The sequence below is a fragment of the Nonomuraea longicatena genome, assembly GCF_039525605.1.
Lineage (GTDB): Bacteria > Actinomycetota > Actinomycetes > Streptosporangiales > Streptosporangiaceae > Nonomuraea > Nonomuraea longicatena.
The window spans coordinates 14,273-35,535 of the sequence record NZ_BAAAHQ010000070.1; the positions used below are offsets into that span (position 1 = coordinate 14,273).

Annotated in this window: 22 protein-coding genes; 10 read left to right on the top strand and 12 right to left on the bottom strand. The window is 71.1% G+C overall.

The window, feature by feature from the left end; genetic code table 11:
- Positions 1-7: 7 nt before the first annotated feature.
- From ABD120_RS39055 to pdhA, 3 genes are read right to left on the bottom strand one after another with little or no spacing between them, the layout of a single operon-like run.
- A complete protein-coding gene (locus ABD120_RS39055; protein ID WP_343955470.1) occupies positions 8-1,405 on the bottom strand; it encodes a dihydrolipoamide acetyltransferase family protein in 1,398 nt (465 codons plus the stop codon).
- A complete protein-coding gene (locus tag ABD120_RS39060; protein WP_343955472.1) occupies positions 1,402-2,376 on the bottom strand; it encodes an alpha-ketoacid dehydrogenase subunit beta in 975 nt (324 codons plus the stop codon). The genes ABD120_RS39055 and ABD120_RS39060 overlap by 4 nt, the downstream gene beginning before the upstream one ends.
- The gene (gene pdhA / locus ABD120_RS39065) at positions 2,373-3,473 is read right to left on the bottom strand and encodes a pyruvate dehydrogenase (acetyl-transferring) E1 component subunit alpha (protein WP_425564116.1); all 1,101 of its coding nucleotides are present in this window, start codon (positions 3,471-3,473) and stop codon (positions 2,373-2,375) included. Before pdhA ends, ABD120_RS39060 begins: the two co-directional genes overlap by 4 nt.
- 99 nt (positions 3,474-3,572) lie before the next feature.
- On the opposite strand from pdhA, the gene ABD120_RS39070 reads away from it, so the two are divergent.
- The gene (locus ABD120_RS39070) at positions 3,573-4,085 is read left to right on the top strand and encodes an Lrp/AsnC family transcriptional regulator (RefSeq protein ID WP_343955474.1); all 513 of its coding nucleotides are present in this window, start codon (positions 3,573-3,575) and stop codon (positions 4,083-4,085) included.
- Here the strand turns inward: ABD120_RS39070 and paaE are convergent.
- From paaE to ABD120_RS39105, 7 genes are all read right to left on the bottom strand, one after another.
- A complete protein-coding gene (paaE, locus tag ABD120_RS39075) occupies positions 4,073-5,131 on the bottom strand; it encodes a 1,2-phenylacetyl-CoA epoxidase subunit PaaE (protein WP_343955476.1) in 1,059 nt (352 codons plus the stop codon). The two genes, ABD120_RS39070 and paaE, sit on opposite strands and share 13 nt — an antisense overlap.
- A gap of 2 nt (positions 5,132-5,133) precedes the next feature.
- Positions 5,134-5,616, bottom strand: a complete 483-nt coding sequence (paaD, locus tag ABD120_RS39080; RefSeq protein WP_343955478.1) for a 1,2-phenylacetyl-CoA epoxidase subunit PaaD — start codon at positions 5,614-5,616, stop codon at positions 5,134-5,136.
- Positions 5,613-6,419, bottom strand: a complete 807-nt coding sequence (paaC, locus tag ABD120_RS39085) for a 1,2-phenylacetyl-CoA epoxidase subunit PaaC (RefSeq protein WP_343955480.1) — start codon at positions 6,417-6,419, stop codon at positions 5,613-5,615. Before paaC ends, paaD begins: the two co-directional genes overlap by 4 nt.
- A gap of 10 nt (positions 6,420-6,429) precedes the next feature.
- On the bottom strand, positions 6,430-6,708 hold the full coding sequence (gene paaB, locus ABD120_RS39090; RefSeq protein WP_343955482.1) for a 1,2-phenylacetyl-CoA epoxidase subunit PaaB: 279 nt from the start codon (positions 6,706-6,708) through the stop codon (positions 6,430-6,432).
- On the bottom strand, positions 6,705-7,628 hold the full coding sequence (gene paaA / locus ABD120_RS39095; protein ID WP_343955484.1) for a 1,2-phenylacetyl-CoA epoxidase subunit PaaA: 924 nt from the start codon (positions 7,626-7,628) through the stop codon (positions 6,705-6,707). The genes paaB and paaA overlap by 4 nt, the downstream gene beginning before the upstream one ends.
- Positions 7,625-9,631, bottom strand: a complete 2,007-nt coding sequence (paaZ, locus tag ABD120_RS39100; RefSeq protein ID WP_343955486.1) for a phenylacetic acid degradation bifunctional protein PaaZ — start codon at positions 9,629-9,631, stop codon at positions 7,625-7,627. Before paaZ ends, paaA begins: the two co-directional genes overlap by 4 nt.
- Before the next feature lie 263 nt (positions 9,632-9,894).
- Positions 9,895-10,482 carry a TetR-type transcription factor C-terminal domain-containing protein gene (locus ABD120_RS39105; protein ID WP_343955488.1) on the bottom strand — a complete coding sequence of 196 codons (588 nt, stop codon included), beginning with the start codon at positions 10,480-10,482 and terminating at the stop codon, positions 9,895-9,897.
- A gap of 88 nt (positions 10,483-10,570) precedes the next feature.
- Between ABD120_RS39105 and ABD120_RS39110 the strand changes: the two genes are divergently transcribed.
- The 6 genes from ABD120_RS39110 (at position 10,571) to ABD120_RS39135 (ending at position 15,801) form a co-directional block, all read left to right on the top strand.
- A complete protein-coding gene (locus ABD120_RS39110) occupies positions 10,571-10,918 on the top strand; it encodes a VOC family protein (protein ID WP_343955490.1) in 348 nt (115 codons plus the stop codon).
- Positions 10,919-10,964: 46 nt separating this feature from the next.
- Positions 10,965-13,331: an ATP-binding cassette domain-containing protein gene (locus ABD120_RS39115; protein ID WP_343955492.1), complete on the top strand. Its 2,367-nt coding sequence runs from the start codon at positions 10,965-10,967 to the stop codon at positions 13,329-13,331.
- A gap of 61 nt (positions 13,332-13,392) precedes the next feature.
- Positions 13,393-13,764, top strand: coding sequence for an NADH-quinone oxidoreductase subunit A (locus tag ABD120_RS39120; RefSeq protein ID WP_343955494.1), 372 nt, complete (start codon positions 13,393-13,395; stop codon positions 13,762-13,764).
- A gap of 66 nt (positions 13,765-13,830) precedes the next feature.
- Positions 13,831-14,331 (top strand): NADH-quinone oxidoreductase subunit B, encoded by a 501-nt coding sequence (locus ABD120_RS39125; RefSeq protein WP_425564117.1) that lies wholly within the window; start codon positions 13,831-13,833, stop codon positions 14,329-14,331.
- Positions 14,328-14,840, top strand: a complete 513-nt coding sequence (locus tag ABD120_RS39130; RefSeq protein ID WP_343955496.1) for an NADH-quinone oxidoreductase subunit C — start codon at positions 14,328-14,330, stop codon at positions 14,838-14,840. Before ABD120_RS39125 ends, ABD120_RS39130 begins: the two co-directional genes overlap by 4 nt.
- A 16-nt stretch (positions 14,841-14,856) precedes the next feature.
- Positions 14,857-15,801: a complex I subunit 1/NuoH family protein gene (locus ABD120_RS39135; RefSeq protein WP_343955498.1), complete on the top strand. Its 945-nt coding sequence runs from the start codon at positions 14,857-14,859 to the stop codon at positions 15,799-15,801.
- A gap of 187 nt (positions 15,802-15,988) precedes the next feature.
- Here ABD120_RS39135 and ABD120_RS39140 read toward each other — a convergent pair whose 3' ends face one another.
- Positions 15,989-17,005 carry a helix-turn-helix transcriptional regulator gene (locus tag ABD120_RS39140; protein ID WP_343955500.1) on the bottom strand — a complete coding sequence of 339 codons (1,017 nt, stop codon included), beginning with the start codon at positions 17,003-17,005 and terminating at the stop codon, positions 15,989-15,991.
- Between the two features lie 62 nt (positions 17,006-17,067).
- Between ABD120_RS39140 and ABD120_RS39145 the strand changes: the two genes are divergently transcribed.
- Together ABD120_RS39145 and ABD120_RS39150 are read left to right on the top strand one after the other, a co-directional pair.
- Positions 17,068-18,204, top strand: a complete 1,137-nt coding sequence (locus ABD120_RS39145) for an epoxide hydrolase family protein (RefSeq protein WP_343955502.1) — start codon at positions 17,068-17,070, stop codon at positions 18,202-18,204.
- A 593-nt stretch (positions 18,205-18,797) separates the two neighbouring features.
- Complete coding sequence (locus ABD120_RS39150) at positions 18,798-19,181, top strand: RidA family protein (RefSeq protein ID WP_343955504.1); 384 nt, start codon at positions 18,798-18,800, stop codon at positions 19,179-19,181.
- Positions 19,182-19,830: 649 nt separating this feature from the next.
- On the opposite strand, the gene ABD120_RS39155 is transcribed toward ABD120_RS39150, so the two are convergent.
- On the bottom strand, positions 19,831-20,886 hold the full coding sequence (locus ABD120_RS39155; RefSeq protein WP_343955506.1) for an MFS transporter: 1,056 nt from the start codon (positions 20,884-20,886) through the stop codon (positions 19,831-19,833).
- Here ABD120_RS39155 and ABD120_RS39160 point away from each other — a divergent pair.
- Positions 20,789-21,196 carry a MarR family winged helix-turn-helix transcriptional regulator gene (locus tag ABD120_RS39160; RefSeq protein WP_343955508.1) on the top strand — a complete coding sequence of 136 codons (408 nt, stop codon included), beginning with the start codon at positions 20,789-20,791 and terminating at the stop codon, positions 21,194-21,196. The two genes, ABD120_RS39155 and ABD120_RS39160, sit on opposite strands and share 98 nt — an antisense overlap.
- The last annotated feature ends 67 nt before the right edge of the window (positions 21,197-21,263 follow it).

Consider the following 21,263-nt stretch of genomic DNA (forward strand, 5'->3'; position numbering starts at 1 on the left):
TGACTTGTCAGATGGAGACGAGGGCCTGCCGGGGGTCTTCCACGCAGTCGGCGACGAAGCGGAGGAACGACGCGGCCGTGCCGCCGTCGCAGACGCGGTGGTCGAAGGCGAACGACAACTGGGCGATCTTCCTGGCCGTGACCGCGCCGTCCACCACCCAGGGGCGGTCGAGGATCCGGCCGAGGCCCAGCATGGCGGTCTCCGGGTGGTTGACGATGGGGGTGGAGCCGTCCACGCCGAAGACGCCGTAGTTGTTGAGCGTGAACGTGCCCCCGGTCAGGTCGGAGGGGGTCAGGCCGCCCTCGCGGGCGGTGGTGGTGAGGCGTCCGAGCGCGTCGTGGAGCTCGGCCGCGCTCAGCAGATGGGCGTCCTTCAGTACGGGCACCACCAGGCCGCCCGGGGTCTGGGCGGCGATGCCGAGGTTGACGCCGTCGAAGACCACGACCTCGCCGGACGCCTCCACCCGGCTGTTGAGCACCGGGTGGCGGGCCAGCCCCGCGAGGACGAACCGGGCCACCAGCGCCAGTACGCCGACGGGCTCGGCCAGCTCCCGCCGCAGCCGCATGAGCTCGGTGGCGTCGACGTCCACCCAGGTCGTGGCGTCGGGGATCTCGCGGCGGCTGCGGGTGAAGACCTCGGCGGCGGCCTTGCGGACACCCCGCAGCGCAATCCGCTCCCGCACCGGCCTCGGATACCCGCCCCCGCTCTGCGGGGCCCCAGCCGGTACGGCGGGGCGCTGCGGGGCGGCCGTTTCCGTGGTCTGCGCGGTCATGGCGGCGGTGACGTCGGACCTGGTGATGAGGCCCCCCGGGCCGCTGCCGGGCAGGGCGGCGAGATCGACGCCGTTCTCCCGCGCCAGCCGCCGCACGACCGGCGAGACCACCAACGGCCGCCCTGCGGTGCTCGGCGCGGGAGGCGAGGGCGAGGGCGAGACTGAGGGCGGGGGCGAGGCTGAGGGGGCGGGGCCTGTTGAGAGCCCGGTGGGGCGGCGGGGGATGCGGTGGCGGCGCTTCGCGGTGCTGACGCCGTAGCCGACGAGGACGTTTCCGGAACCCGCGCGCTCCTCCTCGACGTACCGGGCGGCCTCCGGCCCGAGACCGTCGCGATCGCCGTGGCCCCCGGCACCCCCGGTGCCCTCGGCGTTCGCGGGGTCCTTCACGTCGTCGGGATCGCCGATGACGATGAGGATTGAGCCGACCGTGACCACGTCACCCTCCGCCACCGGCTGGGCCGTGACGACCCCCGCGTACGGCGTGGGCACCTCGACGGCGGCCTTGGCCGTCTCGACCTCGACCACCGGCTGGTCCACGCGCACCCGGTCGCCGACGCCGACGAGCCAGCGCACGATCTCCGCCTCGGTGAGCCCCTCGCCCAGGTCGGGGAGGGTGAAGGAGTGGCTGGTCACGCGTCCTCCCACTGCAGGGTGCCGACGGCGTCGAGGACCCGGTCGACGCTGGGCAGGTGGTGGTGTTCGAGTTTGGGCGGCGGGTAGGGGATGTCGAACCCGGTGACCCGCCGTACCGGCGCGGAAAGGGAGTGGAAGCACCGCTCCCCGATCCGGGCGGCGATCTCGGAGGCGACGCTGGCGAACCCCTGCGCCTCGGCGACGACGACGGCCCGCCCGGTCCTGGCGACGCTGGCCGCGACGGTGGCGTCGTCGAAGGGGACGATCGTCCGCAGGTCCACGACTTCGAGGTCCCAGCCCTCGGCGGCGGCGACCTCGGCGGCCTCAAGGGCGACGGGGACGGCCGGGCCGTAGGCGACCAGGGTGGCGTCGCGGCCGGAGCGGCGGACGGCGGCGGTGCCGAACGGCGCGGTCCGCACCGGCAGGCTGACGTCCTCCTTGCTCCAGTAGAGGCGCTTGGGTTCGAGGTAGATGACCGGGTCGGGGTGGGCGATGGCCTCGCGCAGCAGGCTGTAGGCGTCGGACGGCGTGGCGGGCGCGACGACGACGAGCCCGGGGGTGTGCGCGTAGTACGCCTCCGAGGAGTCGCTGTGGTGCTCGACCCCGCCGATGCCGCCCGCGTACGGCACCCGGATCACCATGGGCAGCGTGACCGCCCCCCTGGTGCGGTTGCGCATCTTGGCGACGTGGCTGGCGATCTGCTCGAAGGCCGGGTAGGCGAACGCGTCGAACTGCATCTCGACGACGGGCCGCAGCCCGTTCATGGCCATGCCGACCGCCATGCCGACGATGCCGGACTCGGCGAGCGGCGTGTCGAAGCAGCGGTCCTCGCCGTACTTGGCGGTGAGCCCGTCGGTGACGCGGAAGACGCCGCCGAGCGCCCCGACGTCCTCGCCGAAGACGAGCACGCTGTCGTCGTCCTCGATGGCGTGCGCGAGCGCCGTGTTGACGGCCTGGGCGAGCGAGGTCACCGCTCCTCCTGTGCGAGGTCGGCGAGCAGCCGTTCGGCCTGCTCGCGCAGTTGGGGGGTGGGGTCGGCGTAGACGTGGGAGAACAGTTCGCCGGGCGCGGGCGGCGTCTGCTGCGGCACCCGGGTGCGCACGTCCTCGGCGACCTGCTCGGCCTCCGCCGCGACCTCCTCGACGAGGGTGTCGGTGAGGAGACCGGCGCCGCTCAGGTAGGCGGTGATCCGGTCGAGCGGGTCGCGCTCCCGCCAGGCGGCGACCTCCTCGTCGCTCCGGTAGCGGGTGGCGTCGTCGGCGTTGGTGTGGGCCTCGACGCGGTAGGTGTGGGCCTCGATGAGGGTGGGCCCGCCGCCGTTCCTGGCGCGTTCGGCGGCGGCTCCGACGACGGCGAGGACGGCGGCGACGTCGTTGCCGTCCACGCCGATGCCGGGCACGCCGTACCCGACGGCCTTGTGCGCGAGCGAGGGGGCGGCGGTCTGCCTGGCCAGCGGCACGGAGATCGCGTACTTGTTGTTCTGCACGAAGAACACGACGGGCGCCCGGAAGACGGCGGCGAAGTTCACGGCCTCGTGGAAGTCGCCCTCGCTGGTGGCGCCGTCGCCGAGGAAGGCGAGCGCGACGTCGTCGAGCCCTCTGGCGCGGGCGGCGTAGGCGGCGCCGACGGCGTGCAGCGACTGGGTGGCCAGCGGCGTGCACTGGGGCGCGGTGCGGTGGGCGCGGGGGTCGTAGCCGCAGTGCCAGTCGCCGCGCAGCAGGGTCAGCACCTCGACGGGGTCGATGCCCCTGGCGACGAGGGCGACGCTGTCGCGGTAGGTGGGGAAGACCCAGTCGGTGTCCCGTACGGCGAGCACCGCGCCGACCTCGCTGGCCTCCTGCCCGTGCGAGGAGGGGTAGACGGCCAGGCGTCCCTGCCTGACGAGGCTGCCGGCCTGCCGGTCGAAGCGGCGGCCGACGACCAGCGCGCGGTAGGCGGCGAGCAGGGTGTCGTCCGGCGGCAGGCCGTACCCCTGGGACCTGCTCTTCGGGGCGCGCCTGCCGCGCGCGTCCACGAGTTGCACGGGCTGGGCGGAGGGCAGCAACTCGGCACCGGGTTTCGCCACCACGGCGGGACTCCTCTCGTGGCTGTTTCTCCGCTAGAGTGCGACCAAATAAGGAGAAATGTCCAGACATCATGAGAAAAGTCAGACGATTGGGGTGAATCCATGGAAATCGCTGGTCAGATGGCCGACCACCATCGGCCCGGACGCCGTACGCCCGGTGACCTCGACGACGTGGACCGCAAGATCATCGCCGCGTTGTGCAGAGACGCCCGCGTCTCGGTCCGCGCCCTGGCCGAGAGCCTGCACATCTCCCGCGCCAGCGCCTACAGCAGGCTCGACCGGCTCACCACCGAGGGCCTGGTCAGAGGCTTCTCCGCGCGGCTCGACCCGGTCGGGATCGGCCTCACCACCTCGGCGTACGTGACGCTGCGGATCGAGCAGAACTCCTGGCGCGAGGTCAGCGCCCGCCTGCGCCGGGTGCGCGGAATCCTGCACTTCGCCCTCACCGGCGGTGACTTCGACGTGCTCGCCCTGGTACGGGTGCCCGGCCAGAGCGAGCTGCGCGATCTGGTGCTGAACGACCTGCACTCGATTCCCGGCGTCCTCAGCACCCGCACCCACCTGATCTTCGACGAGTCCAACGACGACCTCACCCTCGGCGACTACGCGTCATAGTCCACGCCGACCTCCTCGGTCACCGGCACCGCCTGGCAGGTCAGCACGAACCCGGCGGCCAGCTCGGCCGGGTCGAGCGCGAAGTTGCGGCGCATCCGCACCTCGCCCGCCACGACCTTGGCCCGGCAGGTGCCGCACACGCCCCCCTTGCACGCGAACGGCAGGTCGGGCCGGACCCGCTGGGCGCCGTCCAGGACCGTCGTGTCCGGGGGCAGCTCCACCACGCTCTCGCGCCCGTCGAGGACCAGGGTGAGCGTCGCGGCGCGTTCCCGCTGCTCCGCAGGGGTGTGCGCGCGGGGCGGCGGCGGCTCCTCCTCGACGTAGAACAGCTCCCGGTGCACCCGCTCGCGCGCCACCCCCAGCCCGGCCAGTACGGCGAGGCCGTCCTCGACCATGCCGTGCGGCCCGCACAGCCACCAGTGGTCCACCTCCTCGACGGGGACCAGCCGCCGCAGCAGCGCGGCGAGCCGTTCGGCGTCGATCCGGCCGCTGAACAGCTCGGCCTCGCGCGGCTCGCGCGACAGCACGTGGACCAGTTCGAGCCGTTCCGGACAGGCGTCCTTGAGGTCGGCCAGCTCGTCGGCGAACATCACGCTGTCGGTCGTGCGGTTGCCGAAAAGGATCGTCACCTTCGAGTCCGGTACGGCCAGCGCCGAGGCCGCCACCGAGAGCACGGGCGTGATCCCCGAGCCCGCCGCGACCAGCACGTGCCGCTGGCCGGGTAGCAGGTCGGCGGTGAAGGAGCCGCTCGGCGGCAGCACCTCGATCTCGTCGCCCGGCCGTACCTGCCGGGTCAGCCACCCGGAGAACAGCCCCCCGGGCACCTCGCGTACCCCGACGCGCGGCGGCCCTCCGGCCGGTGAGCAGATCGAGTAGGACCGCCGCTCGTCCCTGCCGTCCACGACCCGGCGCAGCGTCAGCGACTGCCCGGGGCGGAAGGCGTACACCTGCGCCAGATCGTCGGGCACCGCGAAGGTCACGGCGACGGCGTCGGCGCACAACCGCTCGACGGCCTCCACCCGCAACGTGTGCGACCGCGCTCTCATGCTCAGATCTCCTTGAAATGGTCGAACGGTTCCCCGCACGCCAGGCAGCGCCGCAGCGCCCGGCAGGCGGTCGGGCCGAACTCCGACAGCTCCTCCGTGGCCGCCGCGCCGCACCTCGGGCAGTCCGCGTGCCGTGTCGGCCCGAGCGTGAGCGGGATCGGCCCGGTACGGCGCGGCGCCGCCCCCGGCGGGGCGATCCCCGCCTCGGCGAGCTTGCGGCGGCCCGCCTCGCTGATCCAGTCGGACGTCCACGCCGGGCGCAGCACCACCCGGACCTCGACCCGCTCGTGGCCCGCCGCCCGCAGCAGCCGCACCAGGTCGTCGCGCATGGCGGTGAGCGCCGGGCAGCCCGAGTACGTCGGCGTGATCCACACGGTCACGCCGTCCGCGTCCTCCCGGACCTCGCGCAGCACCCCCAGCTCGGCCAGCGTGAGCTGCGGCAGCTCCGGGTCGGCCACGCTCGCCGCGACCTCGGCCGCGGTCACCACACCGCTCCTGGGTAGGACCGCGCCACGCCCTGCAGTTCGGCCAGCAGTTCCGTGAGCGCGGGGTCGTGGGTGCCGCGCCGTACGGGCTCGCCCTTCTCTGCAGGACGTGTGAGCGTGGCCGCGCGCAGGACCTCGCCGATCACGGCGTCGAACTCGGCGCGTACGGTCACCGGGTCGAGCCCCAGCTCGTCCGGCGTGAACAGCCCGCCGACCAGCGGCCACAGCCGGTCGAGCGCCGCCTGCATCCGGGCCTTGGACACCTCGGTGCCGTCGCCCAGCCGCAGCGTCCACCGGGCGGCGTAGTCGCGGTGATAGGTGACCTCCTTGACCCCCTTCGCCGCGATGGCCGCGAGCAGTTCGTCGGCGTCGTCCGCCAGCCGCTGCAGCAGCGCCAGCCGCCAGGTCGAGAACACCAGCAGCCGCGCCACCAGGTCGGCGAAGTCGCCGTTCGGCGCCTCCACCAGGGCGACGCTGCGGAAGTCCGCCGGGTCCCGCAGGAACGCCAGCGCGTCCTCGTCCCCGCCGGTGCGCGACAGCAGCAGCCGGGCCTGGCCGAGCAGGTCGAGCGCGATGTTGGCCAGTGCCACCTCGTCCTCCAGCTCGGGCGCGCGGGTGCACCATTCCTGGAGCCGGTGGGACATGATCAGCGCGTCGTCGCCGAGCGCCAGGCAGCGGGCCGCCAGCTCGGGACCGGCCGGGGTCGCCGCGATGCCCGCGAGCGGGTCGGCGAAGCCGGTGCCGAAGGCCCAGTGGGCGCCGCCGTCCTGGTCGAGGGCCTCGTAGGCGTTGTCGAAGCTCACCACGCCCTCCCTAGATGTGCGGGACGTCGTCGGGGATGTCATAGAACGTCGGGTGCCGGTAGACCTTGTCGCCGCTCGGGGCGAACAGCGGGTCCTTCTCGTCGGGGCTGGAGGCGACGATGTCGGCGGAGCGGACGACCCAGATGCTCACCCCCTCGTTGCGGCGCGTGTACAGGTCGCGGGCGTTGTGCAGCGCCGAGGCGTCGTCCGGCGCGTGCAGCGAGCCGACGTGCACGTGGTTGAGGCCGCGCTTGCCGCGCACGAACACCTCGTACAGGGGCCAGGTCATGCCGCCCTCCTCTCGCGCCCGTGCTTGGCCGCGTACGCCTCGGCGGCCTCGCGCACCCAGGCGCCGTTCTCGTGGGCCGCCCGCCTGCGCTCGATCCGCTCGGCGTTGCAGTGGCCGCCGCCCGAGATCACCCGACGCAGCTCGTCCCAGTCGGGGGTGCCGAAGTCGTGGTGGCCGCGCTCGGCGTTCCAGCGCAGCTCGGGGTCGGGCAGGCGCACGCCGAGCCGGTCGGCCTGGGGGACCGTCATGTCCACGAACCGCTGCCGCAACTCGTCGTTGGTGTGCCGCTTGATCTTCCACGCCATCGACTGGGCGGTGTTGGGCGAGTCGGCGTCCGGCGGGCCGAACATCATCAGCGACGGCCACCACCACCGGTCCACCGCGTTCTGCACCGCCTCCTGCTGCGCCCGCGTGCCCCGCATCATCGTCATCAGCAGCTCGTAGCCCTGTCGCTGGTGGAAGGACTCCTCCTTGCAGATCCTGATCATCGCTCGCGCGTACGGGCCGTAGGAGCTGCGGCACAGCGGCACCTGGTTGCAGATCGCGGCGCCGTCCACCAGCCAGCCGATCACGCCCACGTCGGCGTAGGAGAGCGCCGGGTAGTTGAAGATCGAGGAGTACTTCTGCCTGCCGCTGATCAGCCGCTCCGTCAGGTCCGTACGCTCCACGCCCAGGGTCTCGGCGGCCGAGTAGAGGTAGAGCCCGTGCCCGGCCTCGTCCTGCACCTTGGCCAGCAGGATCGCCTTGCGGCGCAGCGACGGCGCCCGGGTGATCCAGTCGCCTTCCGGCTGCATGCCGATGATCTCGGAGTGGGCGTGCTGGGCGATCTGCCTGACCATCGTCCTGCGGTAGCCGTCCGGCATGTCGTCGCGCGGCTCGACGCGGCGGTCGGCCGCGACGATCTCGTCGAAGGTGTTCACCCGGCCTCCTTCGCGACCAGGGTGAGCACGTCGTACTTCGCGACGGACTCGCCGTCCTGGTTGGTGACGTCGGTGTCCCAGCGGACCTCGCCGTAGTCGGCGTTCTCCCGTGGGCTGATCTGCTTGGCCGTGAGCGTCACCGTCAGCGCGTCGCCCAGCTTGACCGGGGTGAGGAAGCGCAGGTTCTCCAGCCCGTAATTCGCCAGCACCGGGCCCGGCTCCGGCGACACGAACAGGCCGGCGGCGAAGGAGACGATCAGGTACCCGTGCGCGACCAGGCCGCCGAACAGCGGGTTCGCCGCCGCCGCGACCTCGTCGGTGTGGGCGTAGAAGGTGTCGCCGGTGAACTCGGCGAAGTGCGCGACGTCCTCGGCCGTGACCGTCCTCGGGCCCGCCGTCACCGAGTCGCCGACGCGCAGCTCGGCCAGGCTCTTGCGGAAGGGGTGCCCGCCGTCGTCGGCGCGGCGGGCGCCGGCGGTCCACACGCCGCTCACCGCCGTGAGCACGTCGGGGGAGCCCTGTACGGCGGTGCGCTGCATGTGGTGGAACACCGCCCGCACGCCGCCCAGTTCCTCGCCGCCGCCCGCGCGGCCGGGGCCGCCGTGCACCAGCATCGGCAGCGGCGAGCCGTGCCCGGTCGACTCCTTCGCGTCCGTGCGGTCGAGCACGAGCAGCCGCCCGTGCCACGGCGCGAGGCCGAGCACGACGTCCCTCACGAAGGCCGGGTCCTCCGCGACCACCGAGCCGACCAGGCTGCCCCTGCCCCTGGCCGCGTACGCGACGACCTGCTCGGTCGTGTCGTACGGCAGCAGCGTGCTCACCGGCCCGAACGCCTCGACCTCGTGCGGCTCGGCCCGTTCCGGGTCGCCCGCCACCAGGATCGGCGAGATGAACGCCCCCAGCTCGGCGTCCGCTCCCACGACGCTCACCCGGTCGAGGTCACCGAACAGCAGTTCGCCGCCGATCGCCTTCACCGAGGCCCGCACCTCGTCCCGCTGCCGCAGGCTGACCAGGGCGCCCATCGTCACGCCTGCGGCGCCGGGCGCTCCCACGACCACCCGCTCCAGGCGGGCGCGTACCGCCTCGCTCACCTCGGCCAGGCGCTCCCTCGGCACGAACGCGCGCCGGATCGCCGTGCACTTCTGGCCCGCCTTGGCGGTCATCTCGGTGACGAGCTGGTCGGCGTACAGGTCGAGGTCGCCGTCCGGGCCGAGGATCGAGCAGTTCAGCGAGTCGGCCTCGGCGTTGAACCGGACCGCGCGCCCGACGATCACCGGGTGGGTGCGCAGCTTGCGCGCGGTCGCCGCGGAGCCGGTGAAACCGACCACGTCCTGCTCGGTCAGGTGGTCGAGCAGGTCGCCCGGCTCGCCGCAGACGAGTTGCACAGACCCCTCGGGCAGGAGGCCGGACTCGACGATCAGTTCCACCAGGCGGGCGGTCACGTACGCGGTCTGGCTCGCCGGTTTGATCAGGCTGGGCATCCCGGCCACGAACGCGGGCGCGAACTTCTCCAGCGGTCCCCAGACCGGGAAGTTGAAGGCGTTGATCTGTACGGCGACGCCGCGCAGCGGCGTGAGCAGGTGGCGGGCGGCGAACGTGCCGCCCTTGCCGAGCACCTCGGGGGCGCCCTCGGCGTAGACGGTGGCGTTCGGGAGTTCGCGGCGGCCCTTGCTGGAGTAGGAGAGCAGGGTGCCGATGCCGCCGTCCACGTCGATCCAGGAGTCGGCCTTCGTGGCGCCGGTGCGGGCCGACAGCGCGTAGAGCTCGGCGCGGTGTTCGCGCAGGTGGGAGGCGAGGGCCTTGAGGAGGGCGGCGCGCTGGTGGAAGGTCAGCTCCCGCAGCCGGGCGCCGCGCTCGCGGCCGTAGGCGAGGGCGGCGGCGAAGTCGACTCCGGTGGAGGAGATCCGGCAGACCTGGTCGCCGGTCACGGCGTCGTGCACGGGTGCGCCTTCGTCCGGTGGCGTGTGCCAGGCGCCGGACACGTAGCTGCGTAGCGCGGTCATGCGGGGTGCCCCTTCCGAATAACTGACCGTCCATTCGGTAAGTAATGCTAGCCCGAGGGACGCCGGATGAGAACACCCCGACCTAGGACGCTTTTTCAGGATTTGAGGGATTTTTACTGATGTCGGTGGTTGGAGGGCGACGGCCGGGCGCCGCGCGTATCCGCGGCCGGTCAGACCCGCAGGCCGTACGGCACATCGCGTCCGCCAGCCGATCGGTCAGACCCGCAAGGCCGTACGGCACATCGCGTCCGCCAGCCGACCGGTCAGACCCGCAGGCCGTCGAACGCCGTACGGCACACCGCGTCCGCCAGCGCCTCGGCGTCCAGCTCCCTCGCCGGGCGGTACCACTCGATGAGCGAGTTGACCAGGCCGAACAGCAACTTCGCGCCCAGCTCGGGATCGACGCCCGGAGCCAGATCGCCCTCCTCCGCCGCCCGTCGCATCAGTCCGGCCACCATCCGGTCGAACTCCCGGCGCCGGTCGAGCGCCTTCACCTCGACCTCGGTGTTGCCCCTGATCCGCAGCAGCAGCGTCACGAACGGCAGCCGCTCGACCAGGATGTGGACGCTGCGCCGTACCAGTGACTCAAGCTGGTCGATCGCCCGCCCCTGCTCCGCCACCGCCTGCTCGGCCGCCTCGAACAGCCCGTCGAGCGCCCGGTCGACGGCCAGCTGGAGCAGATCCTCCTTGGCATCGATGTGGTGGTAGATCGCCGACTTGGTGATGCCCAGCCGCTTGGCCACGGCCTCCATGCTCGTGGCCTCGTACCCGCGCTCGTTGAACACGCTCACGGCGACGGCCAGCAACGACTCCAGGTCGTAGCCCGGCCGCCCCCTCTTCCTCGCCGTCACACTCCGAGTATCCCAGTGTGCCAGGTTTGACCAGACCCATCAGGAATCGAGAAGCACCGCGCACCTGGTCACACCTAGCGTGATGCGCATGACCACTGAGGGAATCAAGACCGTGCTGCACCCGGTGTCCGACCTGGCCGCCGCCAAGGCCGTGTACACCGCGCTGCTCGGCGTGCCGCCGCAGACCGACGAGTCCTACTACGTCGGCTACGACGTCGGGGGCCAGCACATCGGGCTGGTGCCCGGCGAGATGACGGGCGGCCTGACGGCGCCCGTGGCGTACTGGCACGTCGCCGACATCGAGGCGAAGCTGGCCGAGGTGACCGAGGCGGGCGCCACCGTCAAGGACGACGTGCGCGAGGTCGGCGCGGGCCGCCGCGTGGCCACCGTCACCGACCGCGACGGCAACGTCCTCGGCCTGCTCCAGGACGACTGAGCAGCAGGTAGCCTGCACGGAACCCCGGCTCGACCCTGGAGAGACGATGAGTGCGCACCCCCGGCACCTCGCCGACGGCCACGACCTGATCCGCGTCCACGGCGCCCGTGAGAACAATCTCAAGCACGTCAGCATCGAGATCCCGAAGCGGCGGCTGACCGTGTTCACCGGCGTGTCCGGCTCGGGCAAGAGCTCGCTCGTGTTCGACACGATCGCGGCGGAGTCGCAGCGGCTGATCAACGAGACCTACAGCGCCTTCGTCCAGGGGTTCATGCCGTCGCTGGCACGGCCGGAGGTGGACGTCCTCGAAGGCGTCACCACCGCGATCATCGTCGACCAGCAGCGGATGGGCGCCGACCCCCGCTCCACGGTCGGCACCGCCACCGACGCCAACGCGATGCTGCGCATCCTGTTCAGCCGCCTCGGCCGGCCGCACGTCGGCCCGCCCGGCGCGTTCTCCTTCAACGTCCCGTCGGTCCGGGCCAGCGGCGCGATCACCGTCGAACGCGGCAACGCCAAGACCGTCAAGGAGACCTTCTCCCGCACCGGCGGCATGTGCCCGCGCTGCGAGGGCCGGGGCCGGGTCACCGACTTCGACCTCACCCAGCTCTACGACGACACCAAGTCGATCTCCGAGGGCGCGATCACCGTCCCCGGCTACAAGGTCGACAGCTGGTGGACCGTGCGGATCTACGCCGAGTCCGGCTTCATCGACCCCGACAAGCCGATCCGCGACTACACGGCGACCGAACTGCACGACTTCCTCCACCGCGAGCCGACCAAGGTCAAGGTCAACGGCGTCAACCTCACGTACGAGGGGCTGATCCCGAAGGTCCGGAAGTCGTTCCTGTCCAAGGACCGCGAGGCGATGCAGCCGCACATCCGCGCGTTCGTGGACCGGGCGGTCACCTTCACCGCCTGCCCCGACTGCGACGGCACCCGGCTGAGCCCACCGGCCCGCTCGTCGCGGATCGGCGAGGTCAACATCGCCGACGCGTGCGCGATGCAGATCAGCGACCTGGCCAAGTGGGTGCGCGGCCTCGACGAGCCGTCCGTCGCGCCGCTGCTCGCCACGCTGCGGCAGACGCTCGACTCGTTCGTGGAGATCGGACTCGGCTACCTCTCCCTCGACCGGCCCGCCGGTACGCTCTCGGGCGGCGAGGCCCAGCGCGTCAAGATGATCCGCCACCTCGGCTCCGCGCTCACCGACGTCACCTACGTCTTCGACGAGCCCACGGCCGGACTGCACCCGCACGACATCCAGCGGATGAACGACCTGCTGCTGCGGCTGCGCGACAAGGGCAACACCGTCCTCGTCGTCGAGCACAAGCCGGAGACGATCGCGGTCGCCGACCACGTCGTCGACCTCGGCCCCGGCGCGGGGGCGGCGGGCGGCACGATCTGCTTCGAGGGCACCGTCGAAGGGCTGCGCGCCAGCGGCACCCTCACCGGCCGCCACCTCGACGATCGCGCCCGCGTCAAGGAGCGGGTCCGCACCCCCGGCGGCAAGCTGGAGATCCGCGGCGCCACCAGGCACAACCTGCGCGGCGTCGACGTCGACATCCCGCTCGGCGTGCTCGCCGTCGTCACCGGGGTCGCCGGATCGGGCAAGAGCTCACTGGTTCACGGCTCCATTCCTGCGGGGGCGGGGGTGGTGTCGATCGACCAGGGCCCGATCCGGGGTTCCCGGCGCAGCAACCCGGCGACCTACACCGGGCTGCTCGAACCCATTCGCAAGGCGTTCGCCAAGGCCAACAGGGTGAAGCCGGCGCTGTTCAGCGCCAACTCCGAGGGCGCCTGCCCGACGTGCAACGGCGCCGGAGTCATCTACACCGACCTCGCGATGATGGCCGGCATCGCCACCACCTGCGAGGACTGTGACGGCAAGCGCTTCCAGCCCGCCGTCCTCGACCACCGGCTCGGCGGACGCGACATCAGCGAGGTCCTCGCCATGCCGGTGACCGAGGCGGAGGAGTTCTTCGGCACGGGCGAGGCCCGCATCCCGGCCGCCCACGCGATCCTCTCCCGGCTCGCCGACGTCGGCCTCGGCTACCTCACCATCGGCCAGCCGCTCACCACACTGTCCGGCGGTGAGCGGCAGCGGCTCAAGCTCGCCACCCACATGGCGGACAAGGGCGGCGTCTACGTCCTCGACGAGCCGACCACCGGGCTGCACCTCGCCGACGTCGAGCAACTGCTCGGCCTGCTCGACCGGCTCGTCGACTCCGGCAAGTCGGTCATCGTGGTCGAGCACCACCAGGCGGTCATGGCGCACGCCGACTGGATCATCGACCTCGGGCCCGGCGCCGGTCACGACGGCGGCCGCATCGTCTTCGAAGGCACCCCGGCCGACCTCGTCGCCGCCCGCTCCACCGTCACCGCCGAACATCTCGCGGCCTACGTCGGCGCCTGACGGTGTGATCCGGCCTGTGCACGTTGGTGTGATCTGGCCCACATCGGGTTACCATCGGCCCATGGACGGCTACTACGGCTCGTACGCGCTGGTCGCCGCGCTGCTGTTCATCGGGGTGGCGATCTTCGCCGGAGCCATGATCGCCAACCGTCTCCTGCGCCCCACCCGCCCCACCGCCGACAAGCTCACCACGTACGAGTGCGGTGTGGACCCCGTCGGCGAGGGCTGGGCGCAGTCGCAGGTCCGCTACTACGTCTTCACCTACCTGTACGTCGTCTTCGCCGTGGACGCCGTTTTCCTGTTCCCATGGGCGACGGTCTTCGCCGCCCCCGGCTACGGCACGGCCACCCTCGTCGAGATGTTCGTGTTCCTGGCCTTCATCGCGCTCGGCATCGTGTACGCCTGGCGCAAACGCGTACTCACCTGGACGTAGTCATCACCCGCCACCCGCGCGAGAATGGGGTACATGGCCGACCTTCCGATGCCCACCGTGGGACCGGTGTCCAGACTGGCGCCGAAGCCCATGCGGTTCGTCCTCAACTGGGGACGCCGCTATTCGCTGTGGGTGTTCAACTTCGGCCTGGCCTGCTGCGCGATCGAGTTCATCGCCGCCTCGACGAGTCGCCACGACTTCATCAGGTTCGGCGTCATCCCCTTCGCCAACGGACCCCGCCAGGCCGATCTCATGATCGTCTCCGGCACCGTGACCGACAAGATGGCCCCCGCCGTCAAGCGCCTCTACGAGCAGATGCCGGACCCCAAGTACGTGATCTCCTTCGGCGCCTGCTCCAACTCGGGCGGCCCCTACTGGGACTCCTACTGCGTCACCAACGGCGTCGACCAGATCATCCCCGTCGACGTGTACGTCCCCGGCTGCCCGCCCCGCCCCGAAGCCCTGCTGTACGGCATCACCAAACTCCAGGAGAAGATCGCGGGGGAGAACCTCGCCGACCGCTACATCTGGTCCCGTTCCCACGGATCCCCTGGGGAGGAGGCGTGAACCTGCGGCTGTCGGAGTCCTTCGGCGACAGCACCGCCGACGTCGACGCCTCCGAATGGGTCCAGACGCTCACGTACGTCAGAGACGACCTCGGCTACGTCTTCTTCGACTGGCTGACCGGTGTCGACGACCAGCCCGACGGGTTCGTCGTCGTCGCTCACGTCTACAACCCCGCCGCCCGTAAGCGGCTGCTGCTGCGCACCCGCGTACCGGCCGCCGACCCGCGCCTGCCGAGCGCCGTCCCTGTCTACCGGGGCGCCGACTGGCACGAGCGCGAGACGTACGAGATGTTCGGCGTGGTCTTCGACGGGCATCCCAACCTGGTGCCCCTGCTGCTGCCCGACGGGTTCGAGGGCCACCCGCTGCGCAAGGACTTCATCCTGGCCGCCCGCGTCGCCAAGCCGTGGCCGGGCGCCAAGGAACCCGGCGAGTCCGGACACGGGTCGCCCAGCCGCCGCAAGACCCTCCCGCCCGGCGTACCCGCCGACTGGGGCACACCCGACAGCTGACCTCGGAGGTGGCCGGATGCTCGACGCGATCCTGCGGTTCGCCGTCATCCTGGTGGCCTTCCTGCTGCTTCCGCTCATCGTCGGACAGACCGAGCACAAGGTCATGGCGCACATGCAGTCACGTCTCGGCCCCATGTACGCCGGAGGCTTCCACGGCTGGGCGCAACTGCTGGCCGACGGGGTGAAGTTCGCGCAGAAAGAGGACGTCGTACCGGCCGCCGCCGACCGGCGGGTCTTCATGATCGCGCCAGCCGTGGCGCTGGTGCCGTACCTGCTGGTGATGATCGTCATTCCGGTCGACCAGGGCGGCCACGGCGTCGACCTCGACCTCGGGCTGTTCTTCGTGCTCGCGGTCATGGGCATCGGTGTGCTCGGCTCGATCATGGCCGGATGGGCCTCGGCCAACAAGTACTCGGTGCTCGGCGGCATGCGCTCGGCCGCCCAGCTCATGTCGTACGAACTGCCGCTCGTGCTGGCCGCCGCGTCCGTCGCCATGGCGGCCGGGACGCTGTCGTTGCCCGGCATCCTCGCGGAATGGCAGTGGTGGTGGCTGCCGTGGCAGGCGATCGGCGGCGTGGTCTTCTTCCTTGCCGGACTCGCGGAGCTGCGACGACCGCCGTTCGACATGCCGATCGCCGAGTCCGAGATCATCATGGGGCCGATGACGGAGTACACCGGCATGCGGTTCGCGATCTTCATGCTGTCCGAGTACGTCGGGATCGTCGTGCTGTCCGCCCTCACCACCGTGCTGTTCCTGGGCGGCTGGCACGGGCCGTTCCTGCCCGGCTGGCTGTGGACCCTGGTCAAGGTGTTCCTGCTGGCGTTCGTGGTGATCTGGGCGCGGGTCACCTTCCCTCGGCTGCGCGAGGACCAGTTGCAGAGGTTCGCGTGGGTCTGCCTGGTGCCGCTGGCCCTCACCCAGCTCGCGATCACCGGCGTCGTCAAGCTCGCGATCTCCTAGGGTTCCGATTTCGAGATCGTGAACCGCTGACAGCCGGCCGGCCGGCCAGGCACTTGGTGCTGGAAACGACTCACGTGGTGCCTCACCAGGCTCCAGCGGGCCGTGCTCGTGGCGGCCTCCCGCCGCATCCTGCGCCTCGACCTGCGACGCTCACTGACCGCGTGGGCGCGTCAGGAGGGGGCCGGGCTCAGCCGCCTGGGTGTCCGGAGTCCGGTGCCGTTCGGCCGGGGGCGGGCTCAGCCGCGTGGGGGCCGACTTCCGATGCCGCTCGGAGGCGGGCGGCCATGGCGCCGACCCGCTCGATCAGCTCGGGTGGCTCGTGGACCTCGAATCCGATGTCCATCAGGGCGATCCACACGACGATCTCGTCGAGGTCGTGCGCACCGCACAGCAGCACGCAGGTCTGTGCGTCAACGGGTTCCACCGTGCCCGTCGTCGGCGGCATGCGCTCGGCGACGACCTCCGCCGGGGCGTGCACGGTGAGCCGCGCCCGGTAACGGTACGGAGCACTGGAGATCGCCCGGGACATGTAGGCGGCGAGGTCCTCGTCGGGCGGGTTCCGGGGGACGAAACGCGGGCCGTTCGGCGTCCTCAGGCGCAGCCGGTCGACCCGGTACGTCCGCCAGTCCTCCTTGTCGGTGTCCCAGGCCACGAGATACCACCGGCGCCCCGAATGCACCAGCCGATGGGGCTCGGCCGAACGCACGCTCTCCCTGCCCTCATGCGACCGGTAGTCGAACCGCAGCCCCTCATGATCCCGGCAGGCCGCGGCGACGGCGGTCAGAACCTCGGGGTCCACCGGCGCCGAGCCCCCCGTCATGGGCACGGTCATCGACTGCAGCGTGCGAACGCGATGCCGCAGCCGCGCGGGCAGCACTCGTTCGAGCTTCGCGAGTGCCCGCAACGACGTCTCCTCGATTCCGGTGACGGTGCCACCGGCGGCCGTCCGCAGCCCCACCGCGACCGCGACGGCCTCGTCGTCGTCGAGCAGCAGCGGAGGCAGATCGGACCCGGCGCCGAGCCGGTAACCCGGCGTGCCGGCCGTGGCGTGTACGGGATAGCCCAGTTCCCGTAGCCGGTCCACGTCCCGTCGAACCGTTCGCGTGGTGACGCCGAGCCGCTCCGCCAGTTCGGTGCCGGACCAGTCGCGGTGGGCCTGAAGGAGGGAGAGCAGTCTGAGGAGTCGAGCCGAGGTCTCCAACATGCTCCCATTCTCGCCCACGCCTAGGACAGAACCTGACCTAACTGCGATCTATCGTCTTGGACATGACGACGATCACGCCCTTCCGCATCGACATCCCGCAGGCCGACCTGGACGACCTCCGCGACCGCCTGGCCCGTACCCGCTGGCCGGACGAGCTGCCCGGCACCGGCTGGTCGTACGGCGTGCCGACCTCGTACGCGAGGGAGCTGGCAGAGTACTGGCGGACCGCCTACGACTGGCGGGAGCAGGAGGCGGCGCTCAACGAGTACCCGCAGTTCACCACCGAGATCGACGGCCAGAACATCCACTTCATGCACGTTCGCTCGCCCGAGCCGGACGCGCTCCCCCTGATCCTCACGCACGGCTGGCCCGGTTCGATCGCCGAGTTCATGAAGATCATCGGCCCGCTCACCGACCCTCGCGCGCACGGCGGCGACCCGGCAGACGCCTTCCACGTGGTCGCACCCTCCCTGCCCGGCTTCGGATTCTCCGGGCCCACCCGGGAGACCGGCTGGAACCTGCGCCGCGTGGCCCGCGCCTGGGCCGAGCTGATGAGCCGCCTCGGCTACGACCGGTACGGTGCCCAGGGCGGCGACACCGGCGCACTGGTCTCTCCCCAGCTCGGCCGCGTCGCCCCTGACAACGTCATCGGCGTCCACGTCAACGGCGCCCTAGGCTTTCCGACCTTCCAGCCCGACGAACGGGAGGGCCTCACGGAGGCAGAGCAGGCCAGGCTGGCCCTCTACGCCGACGAGGACCGCTCGGGTTACGCCATGATCCAATCGACCCGCCCGCAGACGCTGGCCTTCGGGCTGCACGACTCGCCCGCCGGGCAGCTGGCCTGGATCGTGGAGAAGTTCAAGGAGTGGACCGACCCCGCTCACGACCTGCCCGAACAGGCCGTGGATCGGGACCAGTTGCTCACCGACGTCACCATCTACTGGCTCACCGGCACTGCGGGATCGTCCGCCCGCCTCTACAAGGAGGCCGCTGCCGACTGGGGTCAGGCCGTCGAGAAGTCCGAGGTCCCCACCGGGGTTGCGGTCTTCCCCGAGGACGCCGGGGTCCGCCGCGTCGCCGAGCGCGAGCACAACGTGATCCACTGGTCGGAATTCGACCGGGGTGGCCACTTCGCGGCGATGGAGGCACCGGACCTGCTGGTCACCGACATCAGGGAGTTCTTCCGGCTGGTTCGCTGACGTCCGTGTTCACCGACGTCCGTGTTCACTGACGTCCGTGTTCACTGACGTCCTGGTTTGCTGATCTCCTGGTCCCCGACGTCTTGGTTTGCCGACCTCCTGGGCCACCGACCTCCTGGTTCGCTGACGTCCTGGTTCACCGACCTTGGGTGCACCGACCTTGGATTTGCTGACCTTGGGTTCGCCCACCCGCGCCACTCGCCGTGCAGGGTGACCGGTGTACGGCCGGGCGCAGGAGCGGGGCGGGCTGCGGGCCGAGCGGCGGGCGCTGACGAGGGAGCAGGCGCGGGGGCTCAGCGGCGCCGCCCGTGAGCCCGCCGCCCGTGAGCTGGGCGGCGGTGGGCAGAAGACGGAGCGGGCGCAGCGCCGCGGCCAGTGCCCAGCTTTGCCCGGCCAGTGCCACGGCCAGTGCCACGGCCAGTGCCCGGCCAGCGCCGGGCCAGCGCCCGGCCTTGCGCGGTCATGTCGCGGACTCCGCACGACAGGCCGCGCGTCATACCCGACGCGTCCACCTTGTCGTCCGGTGCGGGATGGGCCGCATGCGTGGATCTCCGAATTGGACGATTTCGGACTCGGCCTTTTAGCGTTCACCCATGACGGAACGACGCGTGATCCTCAGCGGTTCGACCTTCGAGGAGCAGATCGGCTACGCCCGTGCCGTGGTCGTCGGCGACCGGGTGTACGTGTCCGGAACCACGGGCTTCGACTACACCACCATGACCATCTCCGACGACGTGGTGGAGCAGGCCGCGCAGTGCCTGCGCAACATCGGCGCCGCGCTGGCAGAGGCGGGATGCACGTTCGCCGACGTGGTCCGGGTCCGCTACCTGCTGCCGGACCGGGCCGACTTCGAGCCCTGCTGGCCGGTGCTACGCGAACACTTCGGAACGGTACGGCCCGCCGCCACCATGCTCGTATGCGGTCTCGCCGACCCCAGAATGAAGATCGAGATCGAGGTCGACGCCCGCCGCAGGTGACGCAGTGGCCCTCAGGAGCCGAGCGCGTGCCCTGTCGTCGCGTCCGCCCCGCCCCGTATCTGGCCGACCGGCGACCGTCCCGCCCTGGGCTCGTCCCGCCCTGGGCTCGTCCCGCCCTGGGCTCGTCCCGCCCCGTGCTCGTCCCGCCCCGTGCCCGGCTCGACCCAACTCCTGACCTGTAGCCGACCGGACCCGCGACCATCCCGCCCCGTAACCGACTGGACCCGCAACTGGCCCGCCCCGCAACTGGCCCGCCGTCGTCAGAACCACCTGCCGCCCGAGAAGCTGAGACGGCTCGTCGCCCTGGTAACCGTCGACGCATGCGAACGCTGACCGGCCCCACCGACTGACGACCTGTCATTTGAACGCCTTTCGATTGGATGAACGCCATCCCGATCGAACAACCGGCAACCACCTAACGCCCCGTATCCGGGCGACCTGTAACCGAGTAACCGAGTGACCCACGGCCGAACAACCGGCAACCACCCAGCGACCTGAAGCCGAGGGACCCACAGCCGACCGACCTATTGCCCGTACGACCCGTCGAATGATTGCGGTCACCGGCAACACCGTCGGGCCGCAACAGGTCGCAGTCGACCTCCTCAGGCAAACATCGTTCGTCACGGCCCGCGTGGTGACGGTACGTTCCTCAGCGGGTTGTGATACCCGCCAGGTCGCGGTTGAGCCGGCCGTACACGAAGGCGAAGACCGCCGCCACAGCTCCTGCCGCAGCGGCGACACCGAAGATCCACTGGTAGCCGTGCACACCCGGAAGCGCGGCCAGGATGGCGGCGGTCACAGCACCGGCCATGCTGCCACCCGCGATACGCACCAGCGCGTTGATCCCGGCCGCAGCCGCCGTCTGCTCCGGCCGGACGTGCTCGACCGACATCGTGCCCAGCGCGGCGTACCCGGTGCCGAGACCGAGGCCCAGGAGCGAGGTCGCCACCAGGAAGTCGGCTGTTCCGTCGTGCGCGAACACGAGCCATAGCCCTGCCGCCCCGGTGACGGCTGACCCGGTTCCGACCAGCGAGGCGGCGGCGAATCGGCGCATGAGTCGACCGGCGAACAGCGACATCACCAGCATGAACAGCGTGCTGGGCAGCAGATACAGCCCGACCTCCAGGACGCTCGCGCGCAGTGCCGGCCCCTGCATGAAGCCCGAGACACCGGTCATGGTCAAGAAGAGGCAGAATCCGAGCAGCATCGACGCTACGGTCGCGCCGACCGTACTCCGGTGGACCAGCATCGTCATCTGCACCAGCGGCTGTGCCACCCGGCGTTCGACCTGCACCCAGACGACGGACGCCACGACAGCCACGGCGAACAGGCCGAGTGTCGTCCACGAGGTCCAGCTCCACGAACTGCCCTGGGTGATCGCCAGCAGTAGCGCCACCAGCCAGACGGTCATCAGCGCGGCGCCCACCAGGTCCGGACGGCCACCTCCTGCGGGTACGGTGTCCCGGATCAAGAAGGTGATGAGCACCGCACCGAGCACCGCCAGGACGGCCGCCATCCAGAAGATCATCGGATAGTCATCGGCCACCAGGCCGGCCAGAAGCATGCCGCCGCCGCTGCCGAATCCCATGGTCGCACTGATCACTCCGATGCCTGTCGGTAACTGCTGGCGTGGGAGCACGTCGCGCACGACTCCGATTGCCAACGGAATCAGGGCGCTGGAGAACCCCTGGAGTACCCGGCCCACGATCGCCCAGGCCCTCCGGGTGGAGAGCCCACACGTCACCCGAACGGTGGCCAAGCTCGAACGGCAAGAACTGGTCGAGCGGGTACGCGACCCCGACGACGGCCGAGCCTGGCGGATCTGGCTCACCCCGCGCGGGACCGAGGTCGCCCAAGTGTGCGTGCGCGTCAACCTCGAACTCTTCGGGGTCGCCATGGCCGATTGGGCCCCGGAGGAACGCGCCGACCTCGCCCGCCTGCTGGGCAAGCTCTCCGAGGACATGAACGCCCTCATGGCGGAGCGCTTGGACCATCCCGCCGACCCGCGACCGTAACTACCATCCCGGTCGCCTTCGCCTTCGCCTTCGCCTTCGCCTTCGCCTTCGCCTTCGCCTTCGCCTT